Origin of the sequence: Myxococcus virescens (genome assembly GCF_900101905.1) — a bacterium.
GTDB lineage: Bacteria > Myxococcota > Myxococcia > Myxococcales > Myxococcaceae > Myxococcus > Myxococcus virescens.
Window position 1 is genome coordinate 1 of record NZ_FNAJ01000037.1, and the last position, 11,166, is coordinate 11,166.

Below are 11,166 nucleotides of genomic sequence, written 5' to 3' on the forward strand. Positions count from 1 at the left end.
CATTGCTCAGACGACGGACACTCGACGCCGCTCGGCCATCGACAGGCGAACGACGAGGTCCGCCGGATACGCCCTCAGCCAGCGGATACGGAAACGAATAGAAGAAGTCTGGGGCTGGATGAAGACGGTGGGCGGCTTCCGCAAGACGCGTTTCAAAGGCAGGGAGCGGACGGAGATGGCGGCCTACCTGGTGGGCGCCGCGTACAACCTGGTGCGGATGGCGCGGCTGGCTGCCGCATAGGCGCTCTTCGCCCTCCGCCTCCCCCCGATGACAAGGTTGAGAGCGGAGGACACGAGAAGCCCGGTCTCATGCCCACAAACCGGACTTCTTCAACAGCCTGCTAGACCGCCACAAGGATTTGCACCCCATTAAGAAGCTCCGAAAAAGAGCAGGCGCTCTCGTATCTAAGCTAAGCAAACTAGTTGAAAGCGAGAATGGGCACCAGCTTCGCAAGAACGTAACGCTTCACTTCGAGGCGAATGACCCAATCCTCGACTTCAACAAACATCGCCTCCGACCAGACCTGAACGACGACTTCCTAATTGCCTCAATTCTTCAATTCCGCAACGACGATCCTGAGGCACTGCCAGTTCTTGTTACGGCGGACCTAGGCTTGAAGATGAAGGCACGACACCATCGCATTGAGGTGTCAAGCCTGCCAGATCGACTCAAGCTGCCTGACGAACCCGATGAGGATCAAAAGCAAATTCGTGACCTACAGGCAAGGTTGACTGAGCATGAGAATCGGGCACCCAAACTCCGGATGGCATTCACAGATCAGGACGGACTGCCTGAGGTCAACCAAGTAATATTTGGCGCAATATCTGAGCCAACTGTGAGAGAAGCAGTTGACACACACCGAGTGTCGCTTGAAACCGCCGATCAAATGAACCCGATTTGGAAGTTGATGCCTCTCTCGGCGGCCGCAGAGCAGAAGTACCAGAGGCGCATGGAGGAGCACCTCGCGGAGTACACGACCTATATTGTCGAACGGCAAGAAGCGAACGCAAAGCGCGCTCGGACTATCTGCCTGGAGATCATTCTGATTAACGAAGGAACAGCACCGGCTGATGATGTCGACGTGTTTCTGAAATTCCCAGCCGAACTTGATGTGCAGGATGAAGATCCCAATCCCCCCATACCGAAGGAACCGAAACCACCTATGCGGCCAACGGGCGGGATATTTGACGTGTTAGAGCTGGCCAACTTCTCAGTTCCGCAAGAGGATTACTCCTTCCTCAACAACATCACGCCACCGCAACTGGAGCGTCCGAACGTCTCCGCTCCGACTCTGATAAAAAATCCAGACGGCATAGAGGCTCAGGTCAATGTCCGCCGAAGCAAGCAGAGTCAGATTCAACCCCTCGGCATGCTCTACGCCAGTTTTGCCAATCAAGATGCAGTAGGCTCATTTCAGATCCAGTACGAACTGCACGCTGCGAACGTGCCGCGGGCAATCAAGGGACATCTCCAGGTGGTCGTGAAGAAAACGAGCGACAAAGGATAGCTCCTCTGCAGGCCTTCGCCAGCGACGCTCTATTGAACGAGGTGACAGCTTCCCGACCAGAGCACAGGAGAGGCTACACAGCAGAGGCCGCAAAGCATGAGGATTGTCGCTCATGTCCTCTGAAGAAGAGGGCCGAAGGCCCGTGTCTCCCGGTGGAGGTCTTCGCCGACGTGCCACTTCTTCCCGCGTCCATCGGCTACTTCCAGCATGACCTCGACGCCCTCCGAGCGCATCGTGGTGCTCGTGAAGAATGTCTTCGCCGCCCACAATTGACTCGAAGTACTCGCGCACCTCGGCGGGCAGCATCATGTAAAATCGAAAAAATCCGACAAGATCTTCCCATTAAGGTCAGGAGTGCGAGCATCAATGCTCATGCACTCAACCTTCTTCTTCCAGAGAAAATCGTGCATTTTCGCAAGCTTGGCAGGATCTTTCGGAACACCCTTTCTGCTAGGGCTCAGAAATACTGCCCTGACACGCTCAGGGCCGAACTGATCAGCAAAGCCAACAATGGTCTCCACCGCATCAGGCATTTTATTAAAAGCATCGGGCTGCACTGGACAGACAAAACTCCACCGATGGCCATACCTCAAGACTCGCCTGAATTTACTATAAAAAATCGTCCTAGTCTCACCGCGTTCATGAGGAGATGTTAGACGCAGATACAACCTGCGCTCATTACTCAGCGCATATACGCTATGGAGCTTTGGAGTTGAGGGGATGCTTCCCCAGGTATTGAGCCGAAAGTCACGAAACATACTCCGAAGCTGCGTGCTCTTGCCATCCCCCTGCTCTCCAACAACAAAGAGTGCTCGCTCTACATAAGACACAACACACCTCCCACGACAAATGACCGCCGCAGCGCTTCCAAGACCTCGAACACCTCAAGCAACAACCCTAAAAAACCCGCACCTTCTATTTCAGAAACTCCCTGATCAACCAAGCAACACTGGCGACTGCCTGAAGAACAGACCTGAATCCACCCAGAGCGACATATCATACCACCATCCTACTCCCCCTCTTGCAAATCATTGGAAGACCGCCTGATACCGTGGCCTTCAAGAAGCCAGCCTACACCGAGCGCCGCGAACGCAAGCCCTGCGAGCAGGAAATTTTCTGGCCTACGTAGCAACGGCAGGAATGGCCTCGGGCTGAAGAAATCCCCGGTGGAATCCGATTGCCCGTCCGCCAGCATCCGATTACCTCGCCCATACCTAAGAAAGCGTCTAAAGAAGGCGCGAAGAGAAGGCTCAAAGTCATGAGTCACACGGGCTTCCGCACACCATCGCAACGCTCCTAGTTGCGACAGCCGCAGGCCCAGGTCTACGTCCTCTCCGGCAGCAAGAGGAAAGCGCTCGCTAAACCCACCTACGCGATCCAATGCGGCTCGGTGCACGAGGCAATTTGCTGAAATGAGGTACTGCGGCCGACCATCTTCGGTCCAGGCCATGGGGCGAAGTACGCCCTGACTCTCATAGTAACTCGACAGCCAGTCTTTTCCCATCGCACGAACAGCGCCCTGGACAGCAACCTCTCCCCTCCACCCAGCCGCGAAGCTAGCAGGCCACCCGACAGCAGGCAGACAGTCCGAGTCAAGGAAGGCCACCCACGGCCCCTTCGCTGCGCGCCAGCCCACGTTGCGAGCACATGCCGGCCCACGGCCTCCCCCCTGGAGGATTCGGACCGCTTCAGCCACGAACTCAACAGGCTGTTGAGAGGCGTCATCTATAACGATGAGCTCAAGGGGCCGTTCGTCTTCGGCAAGCCCTCGCCACCAGGTTCCCAGCCGGGCGAGTCCTTCTGGGTTGTCACGGACAGGGACAACGACGGAAATGCCCTTCAATCGAGGCGTCTCCTCCAGCCCAAGCTTGGAGACAGCAGCAGAGGCAACCGGAAATCCCCGAGGACGGCGGCTGAAGAGGGCAAGCGTCATGTCGCCAATGAGTTTGTCCGCCCCATGGCCAACATAGAAGCAGAAGAATTGCCGAGTCCCCGCTGACTCACTGTCTTGCCTCAGCGACGCCCCCCGCCGGCTGAAATGTCCCCGAAGAGGGCTCGGCCCAAGGCCTTTGTCTCCCGGTGGAGGCCTTCGCCGACGTGCCACTTCTTCCCGCGTCCACCGACTATACCTACCGCGACTTCGACGCCCTGCGCGCGCGCCTCATAGCGCTCGTGAAAAGCGTCTTCCCGGACTGGACGGACTTCGACGTCGCCGGCTTCGGCAATGTCCTGCTGGAGATGTACGCCTTCGTCGGCGACGTCCTCAGCACGTACCAGGACAACCTCGCCCGCGAGTCGCGCCTCTCCACCGCCACCCAGCGCCGCAACGTCATCGCCCTGGCGCGCATGCTGGGCTACCGGCTTCATGGTGCCCAGGCAGCCACCGCCGAGGTGGAGCTGCGCTTGGCCCAGCCTCCCGCCGCCTCCATCACCTTCCCCGCCGGCACCATCGTCCGCACCCAGGAGGTGACGGAAGCCGTCCGCTTCCAGCTCCTCTCGTCCGCCACCATTCCGGCCGGCGCCAACCCACCGCGCGTCGTCGCCGTGGCCGAGCACTCGAAGACGCACACCCAGCTCTTCGACGCCCGCGGCCTCGCCGACTTCGAGGCGCACCTGGACTTCGCCCCCTACCTCGACGGCTCCGCCCGCGTGTCCACCGCCCAGGGCGCCTTCAGCGAGGTGGACACCTTCCTCAACTCCCGCGCCTCCGACGCCCACTTCCTCGTCAGCGTCGACCAGGGGGACAAGGCCACCGTCCGCTTCGGCAACGGCGTCAACGGCCTGCCGCCCGCTGGCACCGTGGCGGTGGTGTACAAGACGGGCGGCGGAGCGGCCGGCAACGTGGACGTGGGTCGCCTCGTCGTCGTGGAGGGCAGCTTCCGGGACGCCCACGGCCACGCGGTGCAGGTGTCCGTCAACAACCCCGCCCCCGCCTCGGGTGGCGCGGACAGGCAGACGGTGGCCTCGGCCAAGCTGCTCGCCCCCGAGAGCCTCCGGGCCCTGACGCGCACCGTCTCCCGCGAGGACTTCGAGCTCAACGCCCGGCGCCTCCCCGGCGTGGCGCGTGCCCTCATGCTGACGTCCAACGAGGACGCCACCATTGGGGAGAATGCCGGCATCCTCTACGTGGTGCCCCAGGGCGGTGGGGTGCCCACGCCCGCGCTCAAGGCCCAGGTGCTGCGGCAGGTGACGGAAGTCTACCCCTGCACCCTCACCTTCCAGGTGAGCGTCCAGGAGCCGGTGTACCGGCGCGTGGACGTCTCCGCCCGCCTCTTCCTGCGCCAGGGCGCTTCGGCCCAGGACGTCGCCACGCGCGTCCGCCAGGCACTCGCCGCCCACTTCCGCGTCAGCGAGCCGGACGGCACGCCCAACCCGCGCATCGACTTCGGCTTCAACCTCAAGGACGCCCAGGGCTTCCCCGCCGGCGAGGTGGCCTGGTCCGACGTCTTCAACGTCATCCGCGACGTGTCGGGCCTCCGGAAGCTGGGCGACGCGCGCATGGACCTGACACTCAACGGCCTGCCCGCGGATGTGCAGCTGACGGTGCGGGAGTTGCCCGTGCTGGGCAGCGTCACCCTGCAGGACGGGGACTCCGGAGGGCTGCTCTGACATGGCCCTCCTCAACCCCAGCTTCGAAGACGCGGGCGCCCGGCCCGGTGAGGCAGCGCACTGGACGCTGACGGCGGTGACGCACCTCGAAGCCCTGGCGGGCTTCGGTGTGCCGGAGGAGGCGTGCGAGGACTTCGAGCGCTGGTACGAGTGGCGCGCCGCCCTCTCTGACGTCCCCGTGGCCCTGGCCTTCTTCTCCGGCCAGCGCGAGGGCTTCGAAGCCTTCTCGCGAGGTTGGGGCAACGACGGCTTCCTCCTCGAGCTGCCGCCCGCGCAGCTCGTCCCGCACCTCTTCGAGGGGGGCGTCGTCGAGACGTGGGGCCAGGCGCCCTTCCTCGAGGACTGGGCGGACGTCACCTCCATACCGGGACTCTTCAGCGACTCGCCGCGCGAGGACTTCGCGCAGCGCTGGCACACCAACGAGGCCTACGCCTGGCGCTGGGAGGACGTGACGGCGCGCGTGGCCCTCTTCAACACCACGCACCCCTCCGAGGACTTCGACACTGGGTGGCCCGCAGCCACCACGCAGTGAGGACACCATGGCACTCGCAGACTGGACTTACCTCAACGGAGGACTCGACATCTCCACCGTGGACAGGGGCGTGACGGCGGGCATTGCCCGTCCCCCAGGCGGCGGCAACTTCCTCTTCGCCTTCAACTCCCTCACCGCCGCGCAGGGCGCGGTGGGTCTCTTCGCCAACCTCCCTGACTTCGCCCCCATGGCGAAGGGCGGCAGCATCCGTGGCTGCCTCCAGCGCGGGCCCGGCGGCGGCCCCACGGGTTTCTCCCCCTTCCTCTTCGTGCGGCCAGGGCACCTCCGTCAACGACAGCGCCTACCTCCTGGGCCTCTCCGACGACGAGCCGCACCGGGTGGTGCTGCGCAAGGGCGCGGTGGCCACGGGCCTGCCCGACGCCGACGGCCCCGGAGTCCTCCTGAAGTCCTCGGCCAGCTTCACCCAGGGCACCTGGCTGCACCTGCGACTGGACGTCGTCGTCAACGCCAATGGCGACGTCGTCCTCAAGGCCTTCCACAATGACTTGGCCGAGCACCCGCTCGGCACGCCTCCCGACTGGCAGCCGGTGCCGGGCATGGCCGACTTCATCGACGACGCCCTCGGCATCAACTCCGGTAGCCAGCCCCTCACCTCCGGCCGGGGAGGCTTCGGCTTCGCGGTGAAGGACGTCACCCGCCGGGCCTACTTCGACTCGCTCGAGCTCTCCCGACAGGTGTGAAGCCATGGCCCTCACCGCCTTCACCAGTCGCCTGGGCCTGGGGCAGGGCCGCATTCGGCCCCAGCGGGCCACGCCCGCCTCGGGCGAGTACCTCTTCGTGCTCGGAGACGAGGAGCCTGGACGCCGCTTCGCGTTGGCCCTGGGCGACTTCGCCGAGGTGACGCAAGCCGTGGACGTCACAGGCGTGGCGCTCGTCCGCTGCGCCCTGCGCCTCCGTGTGCCTGCGGGCGCCCCGGCGGGCCTGGCCTGGGAAGTGTCCCTCGTCGTCGACGGTATGAAGTACGCCCGTTGCCTCGGTCGCCCCGGCCGCGAGCGCCTCGTCGCGGACGTGGCCGCCAACGTCTCGAAGCTCTCCGGTGTCCACACGGTGGGCGTCCGCCTGGAGCTCGTCTCCCCGTGAGGTGTCGCCATGGCCACGGTTGAGTTGCCCGCCCTCTACGTCGACACCGTCTCCCTCACCACAGAGACGCGCCGCCCCCTCCTCCTCAACCTTGCACCGGGCCCCGAGGAGGAGGACGTCCCCGTCGAGGCCACGCTGGAGCTGGAGCTGGTGGACGTCGGCGCGGACGGCATTGCCCGGGCCGCCACACGCGTCTGGGTGGACAGCGTCCTCGCCTTCGAGGGCGGGGCCAGCGTCGAGGTGGCGCCCGCCTTCGCGGGGCCACTCGCGGAGGTGACGCAGACGGCGGACACCCTGCGCGTGGTGCTCCACCCGGCGGTGCCGCTGGCCAGCCAGGCCACCGTCTCCGTGCGCGTCGTCTCCGCCACGGCCGGCGGCGAGCACCTCCTCGACGAGACGTACACCTTCACCGTGGAAGACAGGACGGCGCCCCGTCTCGTGGGTGCCCAGGCCCTGGCTGCGAAGTCGGTGCGCCTCGCCTTCGACGAGGACGTGCGGGTGCCGGCCTCGGCGCGCTTCACCTTCACGGCTCGCGGGGCGCCCGCAGTCCCGGTGGCGTCCATCGAGGCTGCGGCGGACGGCCCCCTCGTCCACCTCGCCCTCGACACGGAACTGACGCAGGACGTGGTGTACGAAGTGCGCGTGGAGGGAGCGACGGACGCACACGGCAACCCGGTGCTCGCCCCCTACCACCGCGCCACCTTTCCTGGCTTCCGGCCAGCCCGGCCGCCCTCCCGGCACTTCCAGCTCTGGGACATGCTGCCCCGCCACAATCGCCGCGACGACGTGACGGGCGACCTGCACCGCTTCATCTCCTGCCTCCAGGAGGTGACGGACTTGCTGCTCTCTGACTTGGACGCCTTCCCCGACATCTTCGACTTGGAGCGCGCGCCGGAGGCCTTCCTGGACGCCATCCTCCAGGACTTGGGCAACCCCTTCGCCTTCGAGCTGGACGTCCTCGCCCGGCGCCGCCTGGCCGCCATCCTCGTGGAGATGTACCAGCAGAAGGGCACCGCACTGGGTCTGCGCAACGCCATCCGCTTCTTTCTCGGCATCGAGGTGAGGGCCATCTCTCCCTTCGCCTCGGACACCCTCGTGCTGGGTGAGTCCGAGCTGGGCGTGGACTGGGTGCTGGGCCCCTCAGAGCGCTTCGCCCGCTACGCCTTCAACGTCGAGGTGGAGCGCCTCCTCTCGCCTGCGGAGCGCCAGCGCCTGCGCCCCCTCGTCGAGTACCTCAAGCCCGCCCACACCCACTTCATCGACTTGGTGGAGCCCCTGCCCCCCATTCTCCCCGAGCACTGGGAGCTGGGACTCAGCGAGCTGGGCGAGACGACGACGCTGCACTGACTCTGCGGAGGCCCACTGTGACGAGCAGAGGCAGCGGGCACGGCCCCTACCGCCGTAGCTTCCGCTCCTTCGCAAGCTTCGCGAACTCTGCCTTATGCTTCGCACAGAAGTGGGTGGACTTGAGGTCGATGTGCTGAATGCGAACGGGCGCGCGGAGCACACACACCGGAGCATGGCACGGAAAGCTCATGCCCATCAGCTTTGCGATGCTACTGGTGAGCTGGTTCTGGAGGCGAAAACGCGCGAGTTCGAGCGCCTCTCCCTCAAGACGAGTATCACGCGGCATGGAGAGGCCTTCCAGACTGCGCATGCGTGACACCGACGCAACGGCGCGTGCTGTGGGCAAGTCATAGATGGCGTACATGAAGTTGGCGCCATTTGCGCCGAGGTCCTCGTTAATCACATAGAGGGTGCCCTGTGCGGTTGGCAGCTTCGGCAGCAACTCATCCCAGATGACCTGCTCCCGGCGTTTCGAGTACGTGCCGTCTGGTAGCGGCTGAATGCCTTTCAAGCGGATGTCGAGCCCCGGGAATCGCTCGGCAAGAACCGTCACGATGCCATCGAGCTCGGCCGGGACCCGGTTTCCGAGGGGAACCAGCTCGACCCGCTTAATGGACGGAGGCTTTGGAACCGTACTGGAATCCGGCTGCACGTAAGGACGCATGGCCCCTGCTTGTGCAAAGGCAGGAAGAGAAAGAACACAGGCTAGCCAGACCATCCAGGACACGACAGGCGCGAGGAACCGGTGCATGAGGGAAGCCTAGACCTCGTGCGACGGGAACTCCAGCCGCGAAACCTGCCATATCCATCCCTCCTCAGTCTGCGCCATAGCTGGCCCCCATCGCGGGCACCTCCGCGTACGAGCCTCGCGGACTCCCAGGCGTAGAATGCAGCCAGGCCAAACGCAGCTATGTGATGTCCCCAATTTCTCGCGCCATGCCTTTGCTTTCCTCTGGAGGGCGCAGGCATGAGCAACCGGTTGGATTTTTTCTTCAGGCAGCGCGTGACAGAGGCCGAGCTGGACCTGGCCTTCGCGCAGTTGGAGCAGGCGGACAGAAACCTCGCCGCCGACTTGGGCGTCCACGGCGTCATCTCCGGGGCGGTGCCCGCGCCGCACTCTCCCGTGCCCAACCTCTCCGTTGATTTGACGGCCCCGGGCCGCGCCTACGACAACCTCGGCCAGCGCATCTTCTTCGGCACCGGGCAGACGGTGGACTGCGCGGTGGACTTGTCGGGCATCCCCACCGACGTCTCCACCTCGGGCAGCGAGCGGTGGGTGGGCATCTTCCTGCGCTTCACTCGCCTGCTGTCGGAGCCGCGCACGGACGGCAACTCTCAGCAGGTGTACTTCCGCCGCGACGAGTCCTTCGAGCTGGTGGTGCGCCAGGCGCCGGAGGGCCCCGTCGGCCAGGCGCCCAAGCCCGCCCTCCAGCCCGACGAGCTGCTGCTGTGTGACGTCCGGCGCCGCCCGGGGCAGACGCAGATTCTCGCCGCAGACTTGGACACCTCCCGCCGCCAGGCCTTCATCTTCGCCCGAGGCACCTCCGTGGCCGTGGAGAGCGGCACCTGGGACGTCCTGAGCCCCAGCGCGGACACGGTGCAGGCGACGCTGGACGAGGTGGACGCCGAGCTGGCCGGCCACTTCTCCGGCGCCGCCCGGAGACACGGGGCCGGTGCCGTGGACTACGCGCCCCACGGCTTCATCGCCTCCACCACCGTGCAGGAAGCCGTGGACGAAGTCGTCGACAAGCTCTCCTCGGCCGCTGCTGGCACGCCGGGCGCTTCCCGCGTGGGCGCGGACGCGGTGCCTGGCGCTCCCAACCTGCTGCCGGCGGGCACCGTGGACGCACAGCTCTCCTCGCTGCTGAGCTTCGTGAATGCCCACCAGGGCGCGGCCACTGGGGCCCACCACGCCAGCGCCATTGGCGCCACGCCCCATGGCTACGTCAGCAGCACCAGCGTCCAGGCCCAGTTGCAGGAGGTTGTCACTCGCCTCGGCGAGACGACGGCCGAAAGCCCCGGTGCGTCTCGTGTCGGAGGAGACGCACTGGCAGGGACGCCTCACACCCTCCCCGCCAGCAGCCTGCGGCAGCAGGTGGCCGCGCTTCTGGGATTCCTCAACGGGCACCTCACCCAGGGCGTGGGGGCCCACGCGGCCTCCTCCGTCTCCGTCGCGGACGCGGGCAACCTGCTGACGGCGAGCACCGTCGAGGCGGCCCTCGCCGAAGTCCTTGGGGCCTTCAGCGGCGGGCACTTCCGCGGCAACGAAACGGCGGTGGGCCAGCACAAGGCCATCCTCCAGCCCGTCCTGGGCACCGGCCGCGTCCTTCTCCTCGACGCCCAGGGTGCGGGCGGCGCCGCCGCGCGGCTGCGCCTCTACGCCGACAGCGACTCGGTGTGGTTCACCCTCAATGCGGCCTGGAATGGAAGTGCCTGGGCCCGGGACACCAGCGGGACGGCCTCCGGCGGCTTTCGCCTCTCACGCAACGAGGCGGAGTTCCTCCACGACGCCAACACTGACGTCACCTTCACCACCTGGACGCGCACCTGGCGACTTCCCATGAGTAGCACCGCCAGCAACACGGCCTTCGAGGTGGCGGGTAGCGTGCGCGAGGTGGGCCGGCTCGGCCTCCAGTACAGCAACAGCGACACCGCCGCGCACGACAACCTGGCTGGGGGCGGCTCGGTGACGTTCCGCAGCCGCTTTCCCACCGCGCCCTCCTCCATCACCCTCACCCCCTACGCCACCAGCGGCAGCTTCGTCGGCAACCCCACCGTCATGGTGCCCGACAGAGACGGCTTCGCCTTCTACAGCCACCAAAACCTCTCAGGCCTCGCCGCGACGTACTGGTACGGCTCGTACACCGCTGTCGCGTGAGGACGCCCATGGCCATTCACGAAGTCACTGCCGAAGACGTGCTGCAGCGCTGCGCCCGGTGCGGCAGCGGCAATCGCCTCTCCCTCGACACCCTGGAGGTCGGCGTCGCGCGCCGGGAGGACGTGGACGACGGCCTCGTCCAGCTCCCTCCCTGTCCCGCCTGCCGCTCCACCGAGTTTCTCATCCGCGCG

11 protein-coding genes and 1 pseudogene are annotated in these 11,166 nt (G+C 65.5%); 9 read left to right on the forward strand and 3 right to left on the reverse strand.

What is annotated here, in order from left to right; genetic code table 11:
* Together BLU09_RS37755 and BLU09_RS38580 are read left to right on the forward strand one after the other, a co-directional pair.
* A partial coding sequence (locus BLU09_RS37755) for a transposase (RefSeq protein WP_143043213.1) occupies positions 1-241 on the forward strand: 241 nt, incomplete at its 5' end.
* Between the two features lie 118 nt (positions 242-359).
* Positions 360-1,508: a PIN domain-containing protein gene (locus BLU09_RS38580; RefSeq protein ID WP_167371239.1), complete on the forward strand. Its 1,149-nt coding sequence runs from the start codon at positions 360-362 to the stop codon at positions 1,506-1,508.
* 305 nt (positions 1,509-1,813) lie between these two features.
* Here BLU09_RS38580 and BLU09_RS38585 read toward each other — a convergent pair whose 3' ends face one another.
* Both BLU09_RS38585 and BLU09_RS40180 read right to left on the reverse strand, forming a co-directional pair.
* Positions 1,814-2,065, reverse strand: coding sequence for a hypothetical protein (locus tag BLU09_RS38585; RefSeq protein ID WP_143043282.1), 252 nt, complete (start codon positions 2,063-2,065; stop codon positions 1,814-1,816).
* A 452-nt stretch (positions 2,066-2,517) separates the two neighbouring features.
* Positions 2,518-3,441 (reverse strand): glycosyltransferase, encoded by a 924-nt coding sequence (locus tag BLU09_RS40180; RefSeq protein ID WP_090495992.1) that lies wholly within the window; start codon positions 3,439-3,441, stop codon positions 2,518-2,520.
* 146 nt (positions 3,442-3,587) lie between these two features.
* Here BLU09_RS40180 and BLU09_RS37770 point away from each other — a divergent pair, with 146 nt between their 5' ends.
* The 5 genes from BLU09_RS37770 (at position 3,588) to BLU09_RS37790 (ending at position 8,097) form a co-directional block, all read left to right on the forward strand.
* Complete coding sequence (locus BLU09_RS37770) at positions 3,588-5,117, forward strand: baseplate J/gp47 family protein (protein ID WP_208610788.1); 1,530 nt, start codon at positions 3,588-3,590, stop codon at positions 5,115-5,117.
* A 1-nt stretch (position 5,118) separates the two neighbouring features.
* Positions 5,119-5,649, forward strand: coding sequence for a hypothetical protein (locus BLU09_RS37775; RefSeq protein ID WP_090495993.1), 531 nt, complete (start codon positions 5,119-5,121; stop codon positions 5,647-5,649).
* 209 nt (positions 5,650-5,858) lie between these two features.
* On the forward strand, positions 5,859-6,350 hold the full coding sequence (locus tag BLU09_RS37780; protein ID WP_244172428.1) for a hypothetical protein: 492 nt from the start codon (positions 5,859-5,861) through the stop codon (positions 6,348-6,350).
* Positions 6,351-6,354: 4 nt separating this feature from the next.
* Positions 6,355-6,750, forward strand: a complete 396-nt coding sequence (locus tag BLU09_RS37785; RefSeq protein ID WP_090495994.1) for a hypothetical protein — start codon at positions 6,355-6,357, stop codon at positions 6,748-6,750.
* A gap of 9 nt (positions 6,751-6,759) precedes the next feature.
* Complete coding sequence (locus BLU09_RS37790; protein ID WP_090495995.1) at positions 6,760-8,097, forward strand: phage tail protein; 1,338 nt, start codon at positions 6,760-6,762, stop codon at positions 8,095-8,097.
* Positions 8,098-8,143: 46 nt separating this feature from the next.
* On the opposite strand, the gene BLU09_RS37795 is transcribed toward BLU09_RS37790, so the two are convergent.
* Positions 8,144-8,848 (reverse strand): hypothetical protein, encoded by a 705-nt coding sequence (locus tag BLU09_RS37795; RefSeq protein ID WP_090495996.1) that lies wholly within the window; start codon positions 8,846-8,848, stop codon positions 8,144-8,146.
* A gap of 216 nt (positions 8,849-9,064) precedes the next feature.
* Between BLU09_RS37795 and BLU09_RS37800 the strand changes: the two genes are divergently transcribed.
* A complete protein-coding gene (locus tag BLU09_RS37800; protein ID WP_090495997.1) occupies positions 9,065-10,975 on the forward strand; it encodes a hypothetical protein in 1,911 nt (636 codons plus the stop codon).
* An 8-nt stretch (positions 10,976-10,983) separates the two neighbouring features.
* Positions 10,984-11,166, forward strand: a pseudogene (locus tag BLU09_RS37805) (hypothetical protein); the annotation flags it as partial.

Coding starts and splice junctions, on each gene's coding strand:
- BLU09_RS40180 (WP_090495992.1), bottom strand. CDS start 3,441: ATGACGCTTGCCCTCTTCAGCCGCCGTCCTCGGGGATTTCCGGTTGCC.
- BLU09_RS37775 (WP_090495993.1), top strand. CDS start 5,119: ATGGCCCTCCTCAACCCCAGCTTCGAAGACGCGGGCGCCCGGCCCGGT.
- BLU09_RS37785 (WP_090495994.1), top strand. CDS start 6,355: ATGGCCCTCACCGCCTTCACCAGTCGCCTGGGCCTGGGGCAGGGCCGC.
- BLU09_RS37790 (WP_090495995.1), top strand. CDS start 6,760: ATGGCCACGGTTGAGTTGCCCGCCCTCTACGTCGACACCGTCTCCCTC.
- BLU09_RS37795 (WP_090495996.1), bottom strand. CDS start 8,848: ATGCACCGGTTCCTCGCGCCTGTCGTGTCCTGGATGGTCTGGCTAGCC.
- BLU09_RS37800 (WP_090495997.1), top strand. CDS start 9,065: ATGAGCAACCGGTTGGATTTTTTCTTCAGGCAGCGCGTGACAGAGGCC.